Origin of the sequence: Pseudoalteromonas lipolytica (assembly GCF_900116435.1) — a bacterium.
In the GTDB taxonomy this organism is placed as follows: Bacteria; Pseudomonadota; Gammaproteobacteria; order Enterobacterales; family Alteromonadaceae; genus Pseudoalteromonas; species Pseudoalteromonas lipolytica.
Map to the genome: position 1 here is coordinate 1 of NZ_FPAZ01000022.1, position 21,440 is coordinate 21,440.

19 protein-coding genes are annotated in these 21,440 nt (G+C 41.5%); 1 reads left to right on the top strand and 18 read right to left on the bottom strand.

Annotation, left to right across the window (positions count from 1 at the left end; all coding sequences use genetic code 11):
• Positions 1–362: 362 nt before the first annotated feature.
• The 18 genes from BM378_RS18290 to mnmE form a co-directional block, all read right to left on the bottom strand.
• Positions 363–2,147 (bottom strand): choice-of-anchor I family protein, encoded by a 1,785-nt coding sequence (locus BM378_RS18290; RefSeq protein ID WP_074989743.1) that lies wholly within the window; start codon positions 2,145–2,147, stop codon positions 363–365.
• 138 nt (positions 2,148–2,285) lie between these two features.
• Entirely contained in the window at positions 2,286–3,647 is a 1,362-nt protein-coding gene (gene glmU, locus BM378_RS18295) for a bifunctional UDP-N-acetylglucosamine diphosphorylase/glucosamine-1-phosphate N-acetyltransferase GlmU (RefSeq protein WP_065978286.1), read from the bottom strand.
• A gap of 377 nt (positions 3,648–4,024) precedes the next feature.
• On the bottom strand, positions 4,025–4,447 hold the full coding sequence (locus tag BM378_RS18300) for a F0F1 ATP synthase subunit epsilon (RefSeq protein WP_036973718.1): 423 nt from the start codon (positions 4,445–4,447) through the stop codon (positions 4,025–4,027).
• Between the two features lie 13 nt (positions 4,448–4,460).
• Entirely contained in the window at positions 4,461–5,846 is a 1,386-nt protein-coding gene (gene atpD, locus BM378_RS18305; protein WP_036973717.1) for a F0F1 ATP synthase subunit beta, read from the bottom strand.
• A gap of 32 nt (positions 5,847–5,878) precedes the next feature.
• Positions 5,879–6,739 carry a F0F1 ATP synthase subunit gamma gene (gene atpG, locus BM378_RS18310; protein ID WP_036973716.1) on the bottom strand — a complete coding sequence of 287 codons (861 nt, stop codon included), beginning with the start codon at positions 6,737–6,739 and terminating at the stop codon, positions 5,879–5,881.
• A 59-nt stretch (positions 6,740–6,798) separates the two neighbouring features.
• Positions 6,799–8,340: a F0F1 ATP synthase subunit alpha gene (gene atpA / locus BM378_RS18315; protein WP_036973715.1), complete on the bottom strand. Its 1,542-nt coding sequence runs from the start codon at positions 8,338–8,340 to the stop codon at positions 6,799–6,801.
• A 14-nt stretch (positions 8,341–8,354) separates the two neighbouring features.
• Complete coding sequence (atpH, locus tag BM378_RS18320) at positions 8,355–8,888, bottom strand: F0F1 ATP synthase subunit delta (RefSeq protein ID WP_036973714.1); 534 nt, start codon at positions 8,886–8,888, stop codon at positions 8,355–8,357.
• 16 nt (positions 8,889–8,904) lie between these two features.
• A complete protein-coding gene (gene atpF / locus BM378_RS18325; RefSeq protein WP_036973713.1) occupies positions 8,905–9,375 on the bottom strand; it encodes a F0F1 ATP synthase subunit B in 471 nt (156 codons plus the stop codon).
• A gap of 42 nt (positions 9,376–9,417) precedes the next feature.
• On the bottom strand, positions 9,418–9,651 hold the full coding sequence (gene atpE / locus BM378_RS18330) for a F0F1 ATP synthase subunit C (RefSeq protein WP_004335261.1): 234 nt from the start codon (positions 9,649–9,651) through the stop codon (positions 9,418–9,420).
• Positions 9,652–9,706: 55 nt separating this feature from the next.
• On the bottom strand, positions 9,707–10,564 hold the full coding sequence (gene atpB / locus BM378_RS18335) for a F0F1 ATP synthase subunit A (RefSeq protein ID WP_036973712.1): 858 nt from the start codon (positions 10,562–10,564) through the stop codon (positions 9,707–9,709).
• A gap of 15 nt (positions 10,565–10,579) precedes the next feature.
• On the bottom strand, positions 10,580–10,960 hold the full coding sequence (locus tag BM378_RS18340; protein ID WP_036973711.1) for an ATP synthase subunit I: 381 nt from the start codon (positions 10,958–10,960) through the stop codon (positions 10,580–10,582).
• Positions 10,961–11,120: 160 nt separating this feature from the next.
• Positions 11,121–12,032, bottom strand: coding sequence for a ParB/RepB/Spo0J family partition protein (locus BM378_RS18345; RefSeq protein ID WP_036973710.1), 912 nt, complete (start codon positions 12,030–12,032; stop codon positions 11,121–11,123).
• A 20-nt stretch (positions 12,033–12,052) separates the two neighbouring features.
• Positions 12,053–12,838 carry a ParA family protein gene (locus tag BM378_RS18350; protein WP_036973709.1) on the bottom strand — a complete coding sequence of 262 codons (786 nt, stop codon included), beginning with the start codon at positions 12,836–12,838 and terminating at the stop codon, positions 12,053–12,055.
• Between the two features lie 13 nt (positions 12,839–12,851).
• Positions 12,852–13,472: a 16S rRNA (guanine(527)-N(7))-methyltransferase RsmG gene (rsmG, locus tag BM378_RS18355; protein ID WP_036973708.1), complete on the bottom strand. Its 621-nt coding sequence runs from the start codon at positions 13,470–13,472 to the stop codon at positions 12,852–12,854.
• Positions 13,473–13,487: 15 nt separating this feature from the next.
• Complete coding sequence (gene mnmG / locus BM378_RS18360) at positions 13,488–15,377, bottom strand: tRNA uridine-5-carboxymethylaminomethyl(34) synthesis enzyme MnmG (RefSeq protein ID WP_074989744.1); 1,890 nt, start codon at positions 15,375–15,377, stop codon at positions 13,488–13,490.
• A 428-nt stretch (positions 15,378–15,805) separates the two neighbouring features.
• On the bottom strand, positions 15,806–16,252 hold the full coding sequence (gene mioC / locus BM378_RS18365) for an FMN-binding protein MioC (RefSeq protein WP_065978284.1): 447 nt from the start codon (positions 16,250–16,252) through the stop codon (positions 15,806–15,808).
• A 547-nt stretch (positions 16,253–16,799) separates the two neighbouring features.
• Positions 16,800–17,579: an isocitrate lyase/PEP mutase family protein gene (locus tag BM378_RS18370; RefSeq protein WP_074989745.1), complete on the bottom strand. Its 780-nt coding sequence runs from the start codon at positions 17,577–17,579 to the stop codon at positions 16,800–16,802.
• 145 nt (positions 17,580–17,724) lie between these two features.
• The gene (gene mnmE, locus BM378_RS18375) at positions 17,725–19,089 is read right to left on the bottom strand and encodes a tRNA uridine-5-carboxymethylaminomethyl(34) synthesis GTPase MnmE (RefSeq protein ID WP_065978282.1); all 1,365 of its coding nucleotides are present in this window, start codon (positions 19,087–19,089) and stop codon (positions 17,725–17,727) included.
• 208 nt (positions 19,090–19,297) lie between these two features.
• Here mnmE and BM378_RS18380 point away from each other — a divergent pair, with 208 nt between their 5' ends.
• The gene (locus BM378_RS18380; protein WP_074989746.1) at positions 19,298–21,433 is read left to right on the top strand and encodes a TonB-dependent siderophore receptor; all 2,136 of its coding nucleotides are present in this window, start codon (positions 19,298–19,300) and stop codon (positions 21,431–21,433) included.
• The last annotated feature ends 7 nt before the right edge of the window (positions 21,434–21,440 follow it).

Consider the following 21,440-nt stretch of genomic DNA (forward strand, 5'->3'; position numbering starts at 1 on the left):
TGCGTATAATACATCCTTAATTTTTCGAGTCAACACTTAATTTTAAACTTTCTTTCGAAGACTTAAAACCGAAGTTTTACTTAACTCTCTGCTACTTTTACTTAACTCTCTGCTACGTTGTTCAGCGTCTTTCGTTGCTGCCCGCCGTGTCAGTGGATGCGCATTATAGGGATTATCTGGAGGCCGTCAACGCTTTATTTCAGTTTTATTTAATTAATTTCAATTTTGTACAATAACCATACAAATTAAGGGCTGCAGGAGTGTTTCAGCTCAAAAATCAGTCACTTTTATGTTCATTAAAAGGCAAATGAAAAAGCGATATACTTTAAAATCAGTCTATCGCTTTTATTTTACTAGTTGGATTACTTAGTGGAAATTTCCCACACAGCGATTGAGCCCGAGATTTCATTACCTACGACAAGTAATGCTTCATTCGTTGCACTTTGTTCTGCAGGTATAAATGCCATCCCCTCAGGGGCAAGATCACCGGTTATTTCTGCATCGGCTTCTAAGCCACGGTTAAAAAAGTAATCTTGGAATGTCACATTGTATGGATTTGTTATATCAAACAACATAATGCCACCCATACGCTCTAAACCAATAAATGCAAATGTACGCTCACCAATAGTACCCAGTGCTAATGCTTCAGGTTCAGCCCCTTTGTCATCTGAGCGGGTATCACCGGCATTTTCATCTTCATTATTGTTAAATGCTTCGCCGTGAACTGATGCGGTAATACGTGAAATTTGGTCACCAGAATCAAAAACCACCATGCCATTACTATCCCAAATAGAAAATGAGCGGGCTCCGTATGCATAGAGTGACTCGTATTCACCATCATTATCTTCATCACCTTTAACTGTGGTCACTTTTAGGCGGCCAATATCAGTGTTGTCGTTGTTCAGGTAATCAAAATTGCTTGCCAGCGTTAAGTCTTTAGCTCTAGTTTCATCTATATAAGATAAGCAGCCATCATCTTCATCATAGTCAAGACCACCTTTTGCTATACAATCAGCTTCGTCGGCTGTGTCAAAGAAGTATTCTCGTGCATCGCCTTCGTTAGCTGTAACGATGAAATTTGCACCTTTCCAGCTGAAACTAGCGATAGTATCGGGTTGATACATACCATATAAGCCTGGGTATGATTTAAAGTTCACCCCTCCATCTTTATCTGATGCATCAATGAGTAAATTAGACCAGTCTTTGAAGCCTAACCCTTTTAGCTCTAAGCTATTATTTTCCAAATTAACGATAGCCAGGGCATTATTTTCTTGTAGTGAAACGTAGGCAAACTTATTGTCTTTAGAGATGCTGATGTACTCAGGCTCTAAATCCATAGCTACGGTTGTATTAATTAGCTTGCCGTTGATTGTACGACCTGTCGGATTAGCAAAAACAATCCCTAATTCTTCAAGCTCTGCTTGTTTATCGTTATAGGCTGCGAAGGTGATGCTAATAGCAGTGTCAGCAATCACGCCATCATTGATGTTAATGATGCTAATTGAGCCTTCAGGATCAATACTGTAATCCCCATTCGGTTCGCCTTCGTTTGCAACCAGTACTTTATTACCATCATGGCTAAAGGTAACCATGTCGGGCAGGGCGCCTACAGATACATTCTTAATAAACTGAGGCTCGTCGCCACTAATATCATAAAATGCGATAAGCCCTGCATCACCCGTTGTTTTTGCAGCCATAGCTACAGCAAGTAATTCGTTATTTTCATCGATGGCGATACTGTTTGCATCACCCGCACTGTGCTCATTAAGAGACACGGTAATTGCAGAGGCCAAATTAGTGCCGTTTACAACGCCTTCGTTATCCTTTACGAGCGCAGCTCTGTCAAAGCTATCAGCCGGAATGATATTAACCACAGCAGAATCACCCGAACTATTAATTGCAAAAATTCTTTTTTTAGCCGCTTGATAGGCCACAATCTCTGCGGCACCTTCTGGGCTTTGTGCATTTAATACTGCACGGCCAATAAGATGAATATTTAAAGCTGAATGTGCATTAGTGCCATTAACACCATCTTGCCCTGCGGGACCTTGCTCACCTTGTAAACCATCTTTTCCATCATCTCCCTCTAATGAGCAACCCGTAAGAATAGACAACAGTGACAGAGCAAGCATTGATCTTTTTAACATTATTATTTTTCCTTTGTGTTGTATTTACTACATAACAACACACAGGCATGACAACAATATGGCATTTTTATGTGGACAAAATCCGGGCATAAAAAAAGCGAGTGTGAACTCGCCTTTTTCAATTAGGTATAATGCAGCTTACTGTTTTTTAACAGGGCGCTTCCAACCACTGAGATTACGCTGTTTACCACGCGCTACCGCCAGTTGTTCATCTTCAACAGTATTAGTGATCACAGAGCCCGCACCAATTGTTGCTGTTGAACCAATATTCACAGGAGCGACAAGCGATGAGTTTGAACCAATAAAGGCGTTATCACCGATGATGGTTTTTGATTTATTTACACCGTCGTAGTTACAGGTAATGGTACCCGCACCAATATTTACCTTTTCGCCGATTTCAGCATCACCTAAATAAGTAAGGTGGTTTGCTTTTGAGCCCTTACCTAAGCGGGTCTTTTTCATTTCGACAAAATTACCAATGTGAGAATCTTCTTCCATAATGGCACCAGGACGCAGTCGTGCAAATGGACCTAAAGTACATTTAGTCGCAACAGTTGCTTCTTCGACTAATGAATTGGCTTTAATAATAACGTTATCACCAATGGTGCAGTCTTTAAGTACGCAATTAGGACCTATTTGTACATTATTACCCAGTGTTACTTTACCTTCAAAAATAACATTAACATCAATAAGTACATCTTCACCCGTTGTTACTTCACCGCGTACATCAATGCGTGCTGGGTCGGCAAGGGTGGCACCGTTTAACATCAGCTCCTCGGCTTGCCATGCTTGATAAGCACGCTCAAGTGCCGCTAGTTGTACACGGTTGTTTGCGCCTTCAACTTCCATTGGATGCTCAGGTTGTGCAGAGGTGATTTCAACGCCTTCACTGTGAGCCATGGCAACAATATCTGTTAGGTAGTATTCACCTTGAGCATTGTTATTCGATAGGTTACTTAACCAACGTTTCAGTAATTCACCATTGGCAGCCATAATGCCAGTGTTGATTTCTTTAATCGCTAATTGCTCAGCGGTCGCATCTTTTTGCTCAATAATACCGACTAATTTGCCATTTTCACGCAGCATACGCCCATAACCAGATGGGTCGTCTAATGTTACTGTTAATACTGCAAGTCCGTTTTTAGGCGTAACAGCAAGTAACTTTTCTAACGTCGCACGTTTTGTAAGGGGAACATCACCGTATAAAATCAACACGGTATCATCATCAGCGATATGCTCTTTAGCGACCGCGACAGCATGGCCAGTACCAAGCTGTTCTTCTTGTAGCACCCAATTTACTTGATTATGAGAAAGGGCGGCTTGTAATTGATCGCGACCGTGGCCATAAACTAAGTTGGTCTCACGTGCACCTAAGGCCGTGGCATTATCAATTACATGTTGCACCATCGGCTTTCCAGCCACTTTATGAAGCACCTTTGGGAGTGCTGAACGCATACGAGTACCTTTACCCGCAGCGAGAATAACGGTTGTCAGAGACATTAAAACAATATCCTTCTTTCTTTGTTTTAGTTGAGCTGTTAATGAGTGTAATAAGTAAGTCAACCTTGGTTAGGTAAGTCACGTCATGTGCAAATACTCAATCCTAATAAAGAGGACTGAACCTTAGATGAAATACTTATTCACATTTAATACACCACATTGTAACGGGCTTTGATGAAGGATATAAGTACTAAACGAAGAATAGGGCGCTTTAAACGAGTTTGCTTATACCATTGTGCTTAATTAAGTGGTCTATAATAATACTTAATCACTCAAAATGATTCAGTATTATTGCGGATTGATATTACATAAATGTTGAGTAAATTACAGGCACAAAAAAGCCCACATTAAGTGGGCTTTTACAAAACCGAGTAGGCTTACTTTTTGCGTAATTGTTGAATTACGCGAAGTTGAGCGATTGCTTCAGCAAGTTGCACTGCAGCTTGTTGATAATCTAACTCAGCAGTTGACGTATTCGCCATTTGCTCTTCAGCATCACGTTTCGCTTTTTCAGCCGCTTGCTCGTCCAGATCTTCACCACGTACTGCTGTATCAGCAAGAATCGTAATACGATCAGGTTGAACTTCTAGCGTACCGCCAGCAACATACATCACGTCTTCGTGACCAAATTGCTTAACTAAACGTACCATACCAGGTTTTAGGGCAGTTAATAATGGAGCGTGGCCATAGTTAACACCAAGGTCACCTTCACTACCACTTACTTGAATCGATTCAACCAGACCAGAGAACAAGCTCTCTTCTGCGCTTACTACGTCAAGATGTACAGTCATAGCCGCCATACTACCCTCCTAATTACATGCTTTTGGCTTTTTCTTGAGCTTCTTCAATAGAGCCAACCATGTAGAACGCTTGCTCTGGCATATCATCAAACTCACCGTTTAAGATACCTTTGAAGCCAGCAATTGTGTCTTTAAGTGACACGTATTTACCAGGCGCGCCTGTAAATACCTCAGCAACGAAGAACGGCTGAGATAAGAAACGCTGGATTTTACGTGCACGAGATACAACTTGCTTATCTTCGTCAGAAAGCTCGTCCATACCTAGGATTGCGATGATGTCTTTCAGTTCTTTATAACGTTGAAGAACTGTTTGAACGCCACGCGCTGTATCGTAGTGCTCTTGACCAATTACTAATGGGTCAAGTTGACGTGAAGATGAATCAAGTGGGTCTACCGCAGGGTAGATACCAAGTGACGCGATATCACGAGAAAGTACTACTGTTGCATCTAAGTGGGCAAACGTTGTTGCTGGAGATGGGTCAGTTAAGTCATCCGCAGGTACGTATACCGCTTGGATTGATGTGATTGAACCCGTCTTAGTTGATGCGATACGCTCTTGAAGTACACCCATTTCTTCAGCAAGTGTAGGCTGGTAACCTACCGCTGATGGCATACGACCTAGAAGTGCTGATACCTCTGTACCCGCTAGTGTATAACGGTAGATGTTATCAACGAAGAAAAGTACGTCACGACCTTCGTCACGGAACTTCTCTGCCATCGTAAGACCTGTTAACGCTACGCGTAAACGGTTACCCGGTGGCTCATTCATTTGACCGTATACTAGTGATACTTTATCTAGTACGTTTGAGTCGTTCATCTCATGGTAGAAGTCATTACCCTCACGTGTACGCTCACCAACACCTGCGAATACTGAGTAGCCGCTGTGCTCGATTGCGATGTTACGGATAAGTTCCATCATGTTTACGGTTTTACCTACACCGGCACCACCGAATAGACCAACTTTACCACCTTTAGCGAATGGACATACAAGGTCGATTACCTTGATACCCGTCTCTAAAAGTTCAACTGAACTTGATTGTTCTTCATAAGAAGGCGCTGCACGGTGAATAGACATACGCTCTTCTTCACCAATTGGACCAGCTTCATCAATAGGGTTACCAAGTACGTCCATGATACGACCTAGTGTCTTCGTACCTACTGGAACGTGGATTGGCTGACCTGTACCTTCTACTGATGTACCACGACGTAAACCGTCAGTAGTACCAAGTGCGATACCACGTACCACACCGCCACCTAGCTGTTGTTGAACTTCTAAAGTTAAACCCGCTAAGTCGCCATCTGTTACTTTTAGTGCGTCATATACGGCTGGCACGTTGTCTTGTGGAAATTCGATATCCACAACGGCGCCGATAATTTGGACGACCTTACCTAAACTCATGTCTATTCCTCTCATTAAACTTTGCCGAAGCGTTAAACTGCTGCCGAGCCGCCAACAATCTCACTGATTTCTTGTGTGATTGCAGCTTGACGAGCCTTGTTATAAACAAGCTGTAACTCATCCATAAGGTCGCCAGCATTATCAGTTGCAGCTTTCATTGCAACCATACGGGCAGCCTGTTCAGAGGCAGCGTTCTCAACTACACCTTGGTATACTTGAGACTCAATAAAGCGTACTAACAGAGCTTCTAAGATAGCTTCTGGGTTTGGCTCATATAAGTAATCCCAAGAATGTTGAGATACTTCTTCTTCAGCTTTTGGCAAAGGGAGTAACTGATCGATTGTTGGCTCTTGCTTCATCGTATTAACAAACTTGTTAAATACGACGTATAAGCGGTCAATTTTGCCTTCAGAGTATGCATCTAGCATCGTTTTTACAGGACCAATAACGTCTTGTAATGAAGGTGTATCTCCTAAGTTCGCCTTTTTAGCGACTAACTTACCGCCGAAACGTTGGAAAAAGCCTGCTGCTTTGCTACCTAAAGTAGTAAATTCAGCATCAACGCCTTTTTCTTTCCACGCTTTCACATCTAGGGCAACTTTTTTGAACTCGTTAGAGTTCAAGCCACCACATAGACCACGGTCAGTAGAGATAACAATATAACCAACTCGTTTTACTTCACGCTCTTCTAAAAAAGGGTGAGTAAAATCAAGATTTGCTTGAGCAACACGACCAATCACTTTGCGTAAGTTTTCAGCGTATGGACGGCTTGATGCCACACGTTCTTGCGCCTTTTTCATTTTAGACGCAGCAACCATTTCCATTGCGCTGGTGATCTTTTGAGTATTCTTGATACTCCCGATCTTGCTTTTAATCTCTTTTCCGCTGGCCATGACTCTCTCTCCGAATCAGGTGGGCTTTAGTTGCCTAAAGCTCACCATTCATAACTAAATTACCAAGTTTGCGTCGACTTGAACTTCTCTAGAAGTTCTTTAAGTTGCGCTTCAATCTCAGCGTTGTAGTTACCAGTTTCATTGATTTGAGCCATTAGCTCTGCGTATGTGCTGTTTGCATAAGAAATTAAGCCCGCTTCAAAGTCACCGATTTTCGCGATTTCGATGTCTTTTAGGTAGCCTTTTTCAGCTGCGAATAGCGACAGAGACATTTCAGCAACAGACATTGGTGCGTACTGTTTCTGCTTCATTAGCTCTGTTACGCGCTCACCATGCTCTAATTGAGAACGTGTTGCATCGTCAAGGTCAGACGCGAACTGCGAGAACGCAGCTAATTCACGGTACTGAGCTAACGCTAGACGGATACCACCACCTAGTTTCTTAACGATTTTAGTTTGCGCTGCACCACCAACACGCGATACCGAGATACCAGCGTTAACAGCTGGACGGATACCTGAGTTGAATAAATCAGTTTCTAAGAAGATCTGACCATCGGTGATAGAGATAACGTTTGTCGGTACGAACGCAGAAACGTCGCCGCCTTGAGTTTCAATGATTGGCAATGCCGTCAGTGAACCTGTTTTACCTTTCACTTCACCATTAGTGAACTTCTCAACGTAATCAGCATTTACACGTGATGCACGCTCTAGAAGACGAGAGTGAAGGTAGAATACGTCACCTGGGTATGCTTCACGGCCTGGTGGACGCTTAAGTAGCAATGAGATTTGACGGTAAGCAACAGCTTGCTTAGATAAATCATCATATACGATTAATGCGTCTTCACCACGGTCACGGAAGTATTCACCCATAGTACAACCAGCAAATGGTGCTAGGTACTGAAGTGCCGCAGATTCAGAAGCCGATGCAACCACAATAATTGTGTTTTCAAGTGCACCGTGCTCTTCTAATTTACGTACTACGTTAGCAATTGTAGATGCTTTTTGACCAACCGCTACGTACACACACTTAACGCCTGTGTTCTTTTGGTTGATGATTGCATCGATAGCTAAAGCAGTTTTACCTGTTTGGCGGTCACCGATTACAAGCTCACGCTGACCACGACCAACTGGGATCATCGCATCGATAGATTTATAACCAGTTTGAACTGGCTCATCTACTGATTGACGCTCGATTACGCCTGGTGCGATTTTCTCAACAGGTTCAAAACCGTCGTTATCTAAAGCGCCTTTACCATCGATAGGGGCACCTAGAGTGTTAACAACACGACCAAGTAGACCACGACCAACAGGAACTTCTAAAATACGACCAGTTGATTTAACTTTTACGCCTTCTTTAAGGTCTGCGTATGGACCCATAACTACTGCACCTACTGAGTCACGCTCAAGGTTTAGTGCGATAGCATAACGGTTGCCAGGAAGCTCAACCATCTCACCTTGCATACAGTCAGCTAGACCGTGGATGCGGATGATACCGTCAGTAACAGATACGATAGTACCTTCGTTACGAGCTTCACTTACAACTTCGAACTGCTCAATACGTTGTTTGATCAGATCTGAAATTTCAGTGGAATTAAGTTGCATGCTCTTTTTCCCAATTACGATTGTAGTGATGTAGCTAAGCGGGCTAACTTGCCGCGTACTGAGCCGTCAATTACAGTGTCACCCGCCTTAATAATAAGGCCGCCAACAACTGTAGCGTCTTCACTACAATTCAGCTTAACTTTGCGTGCGAAACGTTTTTCAAGTGCCGCTACCAATGTTGCTTGCTGCTCAGCAGAAAGCGGTGTTGCAGAAACCACGTCTACGTCGGTTTCTTTATCGTAATCCGCTTTTAATTCAGCGAATAACTCTGCAACAGCAGGCAGTGCAACTAAACGACCATTTTCAGCCATTACCTTAACTAGGTTTTGGCCTTGTTCGTTGAGCTGCTCTGCACAGATCTTAATAAAAAGACCTGCTTTTTCAGTAGCAGTAGGCAATCCAGCTAGCGCAGCAGCGGCTTGCTCGTTGCTGGCAACTTGGCCAGCAAAGAACAGCATGTCGTTCCAACTTTCAACAGTGCCTTTTTCAACAGCAAGTTCAAAAGCCGCTTTAGCGTATGGGCGAGCGATAGTAGCCAATTCAGACATGCTCATACCCTCCTAATTACAGCTCAGCGACAAGTTTTTCAACGATGTCACTGTGTGCGGCTTGATTGATTTCGCGCTCTAGAATCTTCTCAGCACCAACCACGGCCAGAGTTGCTACTTTCTTACGTAGCTCTTCTGTTACACGGTTACGCTCTGCTTCGATTTCAGAGTGCCCTTGAGCAATAATTTTTTCACGCTCTTGTTGACCACGAACAGTTTCTTCGTCAACGATAAGCGTGGCACGCTTTTTAGCTTGTTCAATGATATCAGCCGCTTGAGCTTTTGCCTCTTTAAGCTGCTCAGCAGCTTTCTTTTGCGCAAGTTCTAAGTCTTTTTCGGCTCTATCAGAGGCAGCTAAACCATCTTCGATTTTCTTCTGGCGAGCTTCAATTGCACCATTTAGTGGTGGCCATACGTATTTCATACAGAAAAGTACGAATACCGTAAATGCAATTAATTCACCGATAAGAGTGGCTGTTAAGTTCACGACCGCTCCTCCTTAAAATAGTAAGCTGTTCAAAAAATAATATTAAAGTACGAACAACAATACCATTGCGATACCAACACCGATCATAGCTACGGCATCGATTAGACCAGCAAGGATGAACATCTTAACTTGTAGTGAAGGTGCAAGCTCTGGTTGACGCGCACATGCTTCTAGGAATTTACCACCCATGTTACCGAAGCCGATAGCAGTACCGATTGCACCGAAGCCGATAAGTAGAGCAACAGCGATATACTTAAGACCTAATACTAGTTCCATTTTTTTCTCCAAAGTTTCAATTGTAAATTAAAATTAAATTTTAAAAGTGTAAAAATTAGTGATTATCTGAGCTTGCCATGCTTAGGTAAACGATTGTAAGCATCATAAATACGAATGCTTGTAGCACGATTACTAAGATGTGGAATGCGGCCCAAATAAAGTGCAACGGTAGTTGCATTAAACCAACAGCGCCGATCAAGATGAAAATCAACTCACCAGCATATAAGTTACCGAATAAACGCAGTGCTAACGAGAACGGCTTAGCAACTAAAGCGATTGTTTCTAGTAATAAGTTACATGGGATTAAGAACACCATCATCAGCTTGTTTTTAGAGCTAAATGGGTGCAGTGTTAGTTCCGCTAAGAAACCGCCAATCCCTTTGATTTTAATTGCGTAACCGATCATCAGAATGAATACACCAATAGCAAGTGCAGCAGTCATATTGATGTCTGTTGTCGGTACAATTTTCATGTATACGTCGTGAGAGTCCATACCAAATGCTTGCTCACCAACGAAGCCAGCGAATGCAGGTAGGAAATCAACCGGGATCAAGTCCATTAAGTTCATTAAGAACACCCAAACGAAAATCGTTAGAGCTAATGGAGCAATTAAACTACTTTTGCCGTGGTAAGTATCGCGTACGTTGTCGCCAACGAATTCAACGATCATTTCAATGAAGCATTGAAATTTACCAGGTACACCGGTATTTGCTTTTTTAGCGGCACTACGGAAGATCCATAAAAATACAAGACCTAAACCGATTGACCATGCGAGGGTATCTATGTTCCATGTCCAGAAGCCACTGTCCGCACACGCTTTATTGAAGGCTAGACCAGCGTCGGTCGAGCACATCTTAGCATTGGTTAAGTGGTGCTGAATATGGCTTGATAGAGTTACTTCTTCTGCAGCCATGTTATATCCCAAAAGTTAATGATTAAAAAAAACGGGTGCGAACAATCCGCTAAATAACACCAATACATACACACAAAAAAACGGTAATAAAACGACCGTGTAAGACTTCAGTATCAGTGCAAACAACACAATTGTTAGCATAAATTTTAATCCGTTGCCGCGCTTTAGCGAGGCATACACTTGATTTGTCCGACTTGCACCCATATATCTGAATGCATAAACGACAAATACAAAATTAGGGAGTAGTGCAACAGCTCCGCCAGCAAGCGCTGACTGGCCGGCATTGACTCCCCAACCTACAAAAACAATTACTGCAGCGATTATCGCTACGATACCCTGAAGACAAATTAATTTAAATGCGGCAAGCCTATATGGCTTTGCTAACCTATTAGTCACGTTTTATTAACCTTAAGAACGTTCATATTGTCAGGGTATGAAAACTGGCGAAATTATACTGATTCCTACCAGTTTTGCAACTTGAGTCGACCCTTTGTAGCGCAAAAACACCACAAATGTCTCTTTTTGGACATGTTATTAATTAATGACGGGAATAGTCTTAATTTATACGGCTTAAAATGCCATCTAACTCATCAAAGCTTGTGTACGAAATAACCAGCTTGCCTTTGCCTTTTTTGTTGTAGTTAATTTCTACTTTAGCCCCTAAATTCTCGGCAAGTTTTTGCTCTAACTGTTTGACATCTGGATCTTTTTCGAGCACTTCTTTTTGAGGTGCGGGCTCTAAAATTGAACGAACAAGCTTTTCAGTTTCACGCACAGTTAACGCTTTTGCGACAGCTAATCGCGCCGCATCTGACTGCGCTTCACCTTCAAGTGCTAATAAACAACGTGCATGACCCATTTCAATGTCGCCATGCTCTAACAGTATTTTAACATCTTCGTTAAGATTATTTAGGCGTAGTAAATTAGTCACTGTGGTACGAGATTTACCAACAGCTTCGGCCACTTGCTGATGAGTAAGCTCAAACTCATTCAATAAACGATTAAGTGCAATGGCTTCTTCCATTGCATTTAAATCTTCGCGTTGAATATTTTCAATAAGTGCAATAGCAACAGCCGCTTCATCAGGTACGTCTTTGATAATACAAGGTACGCTATCTAATTTAGCTAATTGAGCAGCACGCCAACGACGTTCACCAGCAATAATTTCGTATTTATTTGCACCAATAGGGCGCACAACAATAGGTTGAATTATGCCTTGCGCACGAATCGAGCTTGCAAGCTCTTCCAATGCTTCTTCAGACATGTCTTTACGTGGTTGATATTTACCTGACTGTAAAAACTCAATCGCTAATTTTTGCAGTTCACCTTTATTTTGCTCTGCCACAGCATCTGATACAGGCTCTGTTGTTACTGCATTTTGTTGCTGATTATCTGCACTTGGGGCAGGTTTTGATGAACTTAATAAAGCGTCGAGTCCTCGGCCTAAACCGCGTTTTTTAGCAGACATGTTATTTTTTTACCTCAAAGTTAGGCTACTGCTGAAGATGTTTTCTCTTTTCTACGTAACATTTCACCGGCAAGGGCTAAGTATGCTTTTGCACCACTTGATGCGCGGTCATAATACATGGCAGGGGCACCAAAGCTCGGCGCTTCTGCTAAACGGACATTACGTGGGATAACGGTACGATAAACTTTATCGCCAAAATGTTGTTTTAATTGTTCAGATACGTCATTTGCAAGGCGATTACGCGGATCATACATGGTGCGTAAAATACCTTCAATTGTTAACGCCGGATTGACCAACTTCGACAGCTGAGTAATGGTGTCCATTAATGCAGTTAAACCTTCAAGGGCATAATACTCACATTGCATAGGCACTAAAATAGAATCAGCTGCTGCCATCGCATTAACCGTTAGCATATTCAGTGAAGGTGGGCAGTCAATAAAAATGAAGTCGTATTGGTCTTGCACTTTTTCAAGGGCATTACGTAAACGCACTTCACGGGCAAATAATTCCATCAATTTAACTTCAGCTGCTGTGACATCGCCATTAGCTGCAATTAAATGATATTCACCTGACGTTTCTTTATTGATTACTTCTTCGATTGGGGTTTCTTCTATCAATAAGTCATAAATAGTTGCAACGTCACCGTATTTATCGACACCGCTGCCCATGGTCGCGTTCCCTTGTGGGTCAAGATCGATTAATAACACTTTACGCTTTGTCGCGGCCATAGAAGCCGCAAGATTTACAGCGGTGGTTGTTTTACCAACCCCCCCTTTTTGGTTTGCTAATGCGATGACTTTTGCCACAGTGCTCTGATCCCTAGTCTTTAGATAGAATAATTAAATGCCTTTGCGCATCTAACTCAGGTACTTCCAAGCTAATTTTTTCGTCAAACTTTATACCCGCTGGTAATGAGTCAAGTTCGTCGCTCGGAAATACACCTTTTAAGGCGATAAATTTACCCGAATGATCAATCAAGTGCGAACACCAGTCAACCATATCTTGCAAAGAGGCGAATGCACGACTTAATACACCATCTAATTTAACACTTGGTTGATATTCTTCAACTCTAGACTGTACTGGGGTTACATTTTCAAGACCCAGTGCGTGTTTTACCTGCATCAAAAAGCGTACTCGCTTACCTAAACTATCTAACAAAATAAATTGTGTGTCAGGTAAAGCAATGGCTAATACGATACCCGGTAAACCCGGACCGGTGCCAACATCAATGTAATGTTTGCCTTTTAGGTGTGGCGCAACAACTAAGCTATCCATAATATGCTTAATCATCATCTCTTCAGGTAAGCGCACCGATGTTAAATTGTACGCTTTATTCCACTTGTCTAATAATTCAACATACTGAACGAGTTGCTGCTGTTGTTTTTCTGTTAGCGCAATATCAGTTTGCGCTAACAGTGACGTTAATTGTTGTTGTAACACTGTATTCCTTACCAACTACGCAGTCTTACGTAGTAAGCCTTGCTTTTTCAGATATACTAATAATAGCGAAATAGCAGCAGGGGTGATACCTGAAATACGTGACGCTTGACCAATCGTGTCTGGACGACTATCTGTTAATTTAGCAACAACTTCATTTGATAAACCAGAAACCGTTGAGTAATCAAAGTCTTTTGGTAATACAGTTTGCTCATGACGCAATTGTTTATTGATCTCGTCTTGCTGACGAGCAATGTAGCCTGCGTATTTTGTATGGATCTCAACTTGCTCAAGCGCAGCTTGGTTATTAAATTCAGATCCTAATCCTTCAATGGCCATTAAATCGTTATAACGAATTTCAGGGCGACGGATCAGATCCTCTAAACTCGCTTCACGTGTCAGTGGCGTTTTTAATAATGCGTTTACTTGATCAACCGCAACATGATCCTTATGGATCCACGTTTCTTTTAGGCGTTGCGATTCTTTCTCGATAATCTCCATTTTTTCATTAAATGCAGCCCAACGAGCATCATCAACCAAGCCTAATTCACGGCCTTTTGCAGTTAAACGAATATCAGCATTATCTTCGCGAAGTAATAATCGGTATTCAGCACGGCTAGTAAACATACGGTAGGGTTCTTTTGTACCTAGCGTCGCTAAATCGTCAATTAATACCCCTGTGTATGCTTCATCACGACGCGGAGTCCAAGGCTCTTTACCTTGTACTTGCAATGCGGCGTTCATACCAGCAATCAACCCTTGAGCACCCGCTTCTTCATAGCCCGTGGTGCCATTAATTTGGCCAGCAAAGAATAACCCGTTGATAAATTTAGTTTCTAATGATTGTTTCAAATCACGAGGGTCAAAGAAGTCATATTCAATTGCGTAACCAGGACGACAAATATGTGCATTCTCAAAGCCAGTAATTGATTGCACAATTTCAAGCTGAACATCAAACGGTAAACTGGTAGAAATACCATTTGGGTATAATTCGTATGATGTTAAACCTTCAGGTTCAACAAAAATTTGGTGTTTGTCTTTATCAGCAAAACGAACAATTTTATCTTCAATAGAAGGGCAGTAACGTGGGCCAATACCTTCAATAACACCTGAATACATAGGTGAACGATGTAAGTTATTACGGATCACGTCATGCGTTTTTTCATTCGTATAAGTGATATAACACGGGATCTGCTGTGGATGATCCGATTGCTTACCCATAAATGAAAACACGGGTATTGGTGTATCACCTGGTTGTTCTTGCATTTTACTGAAATCAACAGTACGCGCATCAATACGTGGAGGTGTCCCCGTTTTTAAACGATCGACTCTAAAAGGTAATTCACGTAAACGTTGTGCCAGTGCAATTGATGGTGGATCACCTGCGCGACCCCCTTTAAAGTTTTCTAAACCGATGTGGATCTGGCCACCTAAGAAAGTGCCCACTGTAAGCACAACAGTAGGGGCGCTGAAGCGAAGTCCCATTTGGGTAACAACACCGAGTACACGTTCACCTTCAACAATAAGATCATCACATGATTGCTGGAAGATCTTTAAATTTTCTTGGTGTTGTAAAGTATGTTGAATAGCCGCTTTATACAAAGCACGATCAGCTTGTGCACGAGTTGCTCTAACCGCAGGGCCTTTTGATGAATTTAAAGTACGGAATTGAATACCGCCTTTGTCAATGGCTTGTGCCATTGCACCACCGAGTGCATCAATTTCTTTAACCAAATGACCTTTGCCAATGCCCCCAATAGCTGGATTGCATGACATTTGACCAAGGGTATCCATATTATGTGTTAGCAATAGGGTATTCATACCCATGCGAGCAGAGGCTAATGCGGCTTCAGTACCTGCATGTCCACCACCGACAACAATAACATCAAAACTTTCGTGAAAAATCATTTATGGATCCTACTTAATCGACCAGCAAAACTTTGTAAAGGGAGCGTATTCTACCTAGAAATTTAGAGAAGATAAATGATTAAACAGTGCTCAAGATCTAAGTGGGTGATCTCTAATAATATAAAGGATCTTTTAAAGAGATCTTTTATTACTCTTACTACTACTGAAGCGGTTTTCTGTTGATAATGTTTAGTTCTATATTTAAAACATGATCTTAAGTCAGATCCAAAGGTGTTAATATGATCGGATCTAACCGCTAACAAGCTCTGATCAAAAGACCTATTTATACACAGGGCAATATCGAATGGATCTTATCCAATGGATAAACTAGGTTAAAAACGCAGGTAAATCAGTGTTTATCCACAATCTGATCTAAATTATCAGTAAATTGTGGGTAACTTTTTTAATAGATCTTGCCACTCTATACTTTAAAGACCCACAGACTTGATCCAGCTGGGTAGCCAGGCTAAGGCCGTATCTTCTGGCAGTTGTTCATCTAATATATTTAGCTCTAAACGTTCTGCTACGCGGCTTGCGCCTTTACTTATAAATAAATCATCAATATGACGGCCTGCGTAGTTATATGTGTCGTAACTGGTGTCACCTAAACCTATAACACTGTACTTTAATCCTTTTAAATCAATTTGTTGGTTAACTGATTCAATAAAAGGAAGTAAGTTTTCAGGGTAATCACCGGCACCATAAGTCGATGTGCATAATAGCCAGATAGTGTCTTGTTGATCGATATCATTGAAAACGGGTTGTTCATGAAGCTTTACTTGAATCCCTTGTTGTTCAAGGGATTCAGCGAGCTGCTCTGCAACATATTCGGCAGATCCCATTTGACTACCCACAATGATATTTACTGATTGCATGTCGTTGATCGTGTAATGAGTTAAGTGGGCACATAATAACGAACTTGTAGTGTGAGTAAAGTGTTGAATTACGATCTGAATAAGTTTTTATGTTCAAAAATCACTCTTTAATTTTTATTTTGTTTTAAGTTTTTGATTTATAATGTTTTTAATTTATTTCGCTAATTTAAAGTCGTTGATCAAGCTGTTAGTAAATTTGGGGAAAGTTCTGATCAAGGCTATTTTCTAGACGTGCATAACTTTGCTAAGTGATTGATCTTTAAATATCTGAATTGAAAGAATCGCTCAGATCGGGGGGAGGTATTTGGTGAGATCGTTTTGTGGATAGATCGCTTGTTGATAACGATCGAATTGTATTTTTCGATCGGTAAATTCGATCGAAAAAAACGAAAAATAAACGAAAAAATTAGTTTTTAAAGGTAAAAACCTCTAAAAAACTGCCATATTTACTCTGAATAACAAAAATGACAGTGATAAATAGTGATCGTTTAGCTGTTTAGATCTAAAAACAGGCCAAATGTGGATAACATTTTTACCAATCGCCGATCTAAATTGTATTTAAGATCAGCTTTATGGCTGGTGGCTCGTTATTTCCAAGCTGTGTTAAGTGTTTTTTTAGCGTTTCACCAACAAGATCATATAGAGAATTCCCCAAAGAAAATCGTTTAACCCCACCAGCAAATGCTATTTTTGGGCAGTTAAAATCTGCCATTGCCATCACATTTATTGGAATATTAAGTGCGTTAACCAGCATTTTTATCTGTTCAATTTTGCAAAGTCCAGGTACAAACACACCGTCTGCTCCTGCATTTTCATAGGCTTTTGCTCGTGCTAATGTCAGCTCATAGGGATCTTTTTCTATTAAATATGTGTCGGTTCTGGCATTAATAAAGAGCTTTTCGAAGCCATTTTCATCCAGAGTTTGCTTTATTTTCTCTATAATAGTGCACTGTTGATCAAGCGATCTTAACTGTGATGTTACTTTGTCAGAGTCTTCTATATTTATACCTACAACCCCTAACTTGGCTAAGCTAAGTACATGCTGGCTAATTACGTGTGCGTCGTTACTATAGCCTGACTCAATGTCTACAGATAAAGGGATAGTGAGGTGATTGATGAGTGTTTTGACCAGCGATAGTAGGTAACTAAATGGGATCTTCTCACCATCTTGTAAGCCATAACTTGCGGCAATTCCCCAACTTGTTGTTGCAAGGGCTTTTGCTCCTGAAGCTTGAATAAATTGCGCTGAGCTTAGATCCCATGCATTAGGTAATACAAAGCCTGTTTGTTGCTTATGTAATTGATGAAAAATGTGATATTTATCCATGATGTCCTCCTATAAATGACATCAATAGATTAATGAGTGTAAGATTTATTGCTGGCTGTATTCGGCACTGAACCTGTTAATGAAAGTGCTGTTTATGAACAAGAAAAGAGTCTTGCGACTCTTTTCTAATAATGATGACCGGCGTTTATTTACCGATACAGAACGAGCTAAATATTTTGCCGAGCAAATCATCAGACGTGAATTCACCTGTAATTTCATTTAGGAACTGCTGAGTTAAGCGTAACTCTTCAGCTAATATTTCACCGGCAATATGCTGTTCAAGTTGCTCTTTACCTGTATGCAGATGATGCGCTGCATGGTGTAGTGCATCGAGATGACGACGACGGGCCATAAAGCCACCTTCGGTTGCGCCTTGAAAACCGATACATGCTTTTAAGTGAGTACGAACTAACTCTATACCTTCAGCATTTTTGGCGCTTAATCGAATGACAGGGTATTGATCATGTTCATCCATACCGACATTTTCACCCGAAATATCGGCTTTATTTCGGATCACCGTGACGCCCATGCCTTGTGGTAACTTAGACATAAACTCTGGCCAGATAGCATGTGGATCTGTAGCGTCGGTGTCGGTGCCATCTAACATAAATAACACGCGATCGGCTTGATTAATTTCTTCCCAGGCGCGTTCAATACCAATTTGCTCTACCTTGTCTGGACTTTCTCGAAGGCCGGCTGTGTCGATAATGTGAAGCGGCATACCATCTATATGAATATGTTCTCGCAGTACGTCTCGTGTGGTGCCGGCTATGTCGGTAACAATGGCTGCATCACGACCCGCTAACGCATTTAATAAACTTGATTTACCCGCATTCGGTCGACCTGCAATGACTACACGCATACCTTCGCGCATTATCGTCCCTTGCTTTGCTTGTTGCGTGACATTATCAAGTTGTTGAATGATGGCATCGAGATCATTTGCTACTTTTCCATCTGTCAGAAAATCGATTTCTTCATCTGGAAAATCTATGGCTGCTTCAACATACATACGTAAATGAATGACTTTTTCCACCAGCATCTCTATGTGTTTTGAGAACTCACCTTGAAGAGATTGCAGGGCGCTTTTTGCAGCTTGCTCACTGGTTGCGTTAATGAGGTCGGCAATTGCTTCGGCTTGTGTTAAATCAAGCTTGTCATTCATGAATGCACGTTCTGAGAATTCCCCTGGTTTTGCTAACCGTACACCTTCAATATGGCTAATTTCTTTTAATAGCATATCGAGTACAACAGGACCGCCATGTCCTTGTAGTTCAAGTACATCTTCACCGGTAAAAGAATTTGGTCCTTGGAAGAAAAGGGCAATACCTTGATCTAGCTGTGCGCCGTCTAAGCTCTTAAAAGGCACATAGTCTGCGTAACGTGTTTTAGGACAGCGACCAATAATATGCTCTGCTACCGTTTTGGCTAAGCTGCCAGAAACGCGAATAATACCAACGCCACCTCGTCCGGGTGCGGTCGCTTGCGCTGCAATTGTATCTTGATTAATCATGCTTTTAGTATTGCCAATATTGAAAATGATGCTGGTTTGTATTGTAACCTATGGCTTAATTTCATGCGAATAGCGGTGTATAAAAATACCAACTTAGTCGTTGCTATTAGTTTTACTTTATTCAACATTAATAAATAATAAACACTAATTGCAAATGATAATTATATTCATTAAGGTATTTGCATCTTACTTTATAATTTAAAAATATATGCGCTATTCTCCTTTATTATTAGCTGTTCTCGCGAGTTTTTCTGGTTTTTCAGTTGCTGAGAATCAACAAACGTCAGATCAAAATGAAATCGAAAAAATCGATGTAATAGGGCGTGCTTTTTCTTTATATCGACCAACCGAGTCAAGCTTCGGGACCCGCACTAATACGCCGATTGAAAAGATCCCACAGTCTATTCAAATTTTGCCACAGGAGCTGATTAACGATCAGGCTGCCCGACAGATTACCGATTTATACAGTAATATTGCCGGTGTAAATGGTTTTAGTTATTCAGGTGTAACATTTCGTGGTTTTCGCCAAGATGAAATTTTATATGATGGTGTCAAAGGCGATCCATTCAACGGCTTTGCTGTTCCACAATTATTTAATATTGAACAAGTTGCGGTGTTAAAAGGGCCTGCGGGTGCTATATACGGTAGCGGTAATCCAGGTGGTATTATTAATTATGTAACCAAGAAGCCAACCTTTACTGAAAAGCACAGTATTGAAGTTGAGCTTGGTAATGATGACTTTATTAGTGGCGCATTAGAAAGTACAGGGCCCTTGAGTGACTCATTAGATAATCATGCTTATCGTGTTGGTTTGTATCGTGATTCAGAAAAGCCATTTCGCGCTAATACCAGCAGTGATAATACGATTGTTGATCTTGGTTATACTTGGCTGATAAGCAGCGCAACAGAGCTTACAACGCAATATACGTATATAGAGCAAGAATTAGGAGGAGCACGCCTTCGTGGGGTGCCTGCTGATGATAATGGGCATTTTATTACGGATATTAGCTGGAATCATAATGAAGCGACTGATTTCCAAAATGTTGAGGCGCATGTTTATCAAGCTATTTTAAAACACGACATTAATGATGTATGGCGTACGGATATTACAGCACGTTATTTTGATAATAAAGAAGTGCAAAATTACCATGAGCCGAGAGGGCTTGTGGATACCAATGGCGATGGCATTGTTGATTGGAGTCACCGCGAATTTCGTGATCAACTTCGTGAAAATACAGGGTTTAGCTTAACCGCTAATGCGGTAGCTGAGTTTATATTTGTTAATATGCAACACCAAGTCTTATTTGGTAGTGATTGGTATGAGCATGATTTCGAAAGTGTTTACCGCACAGCTACGCAACAAAGTAAAGGAGGGCCTGTCCCTGGGCTTGACCTTCAAGATCCCGAGTATGGTTTAACGTCTCGCGATGATTATGATCTCAATGCTATTACACCCAGACTTGGCAGTACTCATAGCACACGCTTTGGTGCTTATGTGCAAGACCAACTTGATGTCACTGCCAACTGGAGCATAACCGCGGGGTTAAGATACGATCGCTTTGAAGACAAAGATGAGTTAAATCAGACCGAGTTTTCTGATAGCGATGTCACTTATCGTGTCGGCACCAGTTACAATATTAATGATACTTTCTTTCCTTACGCCTTATATGGTACTGGTTTTGTACCACAAAGTGCCAGCGATCAAGAAACAGCCAAGGGCGGACCTTTTGCTCCTGAAACAAGTCGTATAAATGAGGTGGGCTTAAGAACGAAGCTTGTTGATGATAGCTTAGCTGTAAATATGGCCGCTTATGACATTGTGCGCAAAAATATTCTGCAACCCAGTTTGTTGGGTGATGTTGCAGGCGATGGGGTTGATGATTTAGTGGCCGTCGGCGAAGTGCAAAGTAAAGGGTTTGAACTCGAAGTGGTTGGTGATATTACCGAGCGTTGGGTTGTGACAGCAAGTTATGCCTATAATGATACCCGTATCACTAAAGCCAATGACAGCATACGTAATCAAATTCCTAACAGTGATAAGTTTGCCAATGCGCCGCAAAATACCCTGGGTATTTGGACACGCTATGAACTACCTCGCGTATCGTCATCTATTTCTGCAGGTTTAGACTATGTTGATGAGCAGCTTAGCTTGGGCGGACAACGTGTTCAACCTTACACTATCTACAATATGGCATGGCAAACGACCTTAAATAACTGGCAATGGCAGCTATCAGTTAAAAATGTGTTTGATAAAGAATATGCAAGCAGTGGCTTTATTGAACGTACGGGGCATTTTCCCGGTGAGCCACGCCGTGTTTATTTAAGTGCTAAATACAGCTTTTAATGGTGGC

Bases quoted from the DNA above. Each gene is read 5' to 3' on its own strand.
- BM378_RS18290 (WP_074989743.1), bottom strand. From the start codon at position 2,147: ATGTTAAAAAGATCAATGCTTGCTCTGTCACTGTTGTCTATTCTTACG.
- glmU (WP_065978286.1), bottom strand. From the start codon at position 3,647: ATGTCTCTGACAACCGTTATTCTCGCTGCGGGTAAAGGTACTCGTATG.
- BM378_RS18300 (WP_036973718.1), bottom strand. From the start codon at position 4,447: ATGGCGGCTATGACTGTACATCTTGACGTAGTAAGCGCAGAAGAGAGC.
- atpD (WP_036973717.1), bottom strand. From the start codon at position 5,846: ATGAGTTTAGGTAAGGTCGTCCAAATTATCGGCGCCGTTGTGGATATC.
- atpG (WP_036973716.1), bottom strand. From the start codon at position 6,739: ATGGCCAGCGGAAAAGAGATTAAAAGCAAGATCGGGAGTATCAAGAAT.
- atpA (WP_036973715.1), bottom strand. From the start codon at position 8,340: ATGCAACTTAATTCCACTGAAATTTCAGATCTGATCAAACAACGTATT.
- atpH (WP_036973714.1), bottom strand. From the start codon at position 8,888: ATGTCTGAATTGGCTACTATCGCTCGCCCATACGCTAAAGCGGCTTTT.
- atpE (WP_004335261.1), bottom strand. From the start codon at position 9,651: ATGGAACTAGTATTAGGTCTTAAGTATATCGCTGTTGCTCTACTTATC.
- atpB (WP_036973712.1), bottom strand. From the start codon at position 10,564: ATGGCTGCAGAAGAAGTAACTCTATCAAGCCATATTCAGCACCACTTA.
- BM378_RS18345 (WP_036973710.1), bottom strand. From the start codon at position 12,032: ATGTCTGCTAAAAAACGCGGTTTAGGCCGAGGACTCGACGCTTTATTA.
- mnmG (WP_074989744.1), bottom strand. From the start codon at position 15,377: ATGATTTTTCACGAAAGTTTTGATGTTATTGTTGTCGGTGGTGGACAT.
- mioC (WP_065978284.1), bottom strand. From the start codon at position 16,252: ATGCAATCAGTAAATATCATTGTGGGTAGTCAAATGGGATCTGCCGAA.
- BM378_RS18370 (WP_074989745.1), bottom strand. From the start codon at position 17,579: ATGGATAAATATCACATTTTTCATCAATTACATAAGCAACAAACAGGC.
- mnmE (WP_065978282.1), bottom strand. From the start codon at position 19,089: ATGATTAATCAAGATACAATTGCAGCGCAAGCGACCGCACCCGGACGA.
- BM378_RS18380 (WP_074989746.1), top strand. From the start codon at position 19,298: ATGCGCTATTCTCCTTTATTATTAGCTGTTCTCGCGAGTTTTTCTGGT.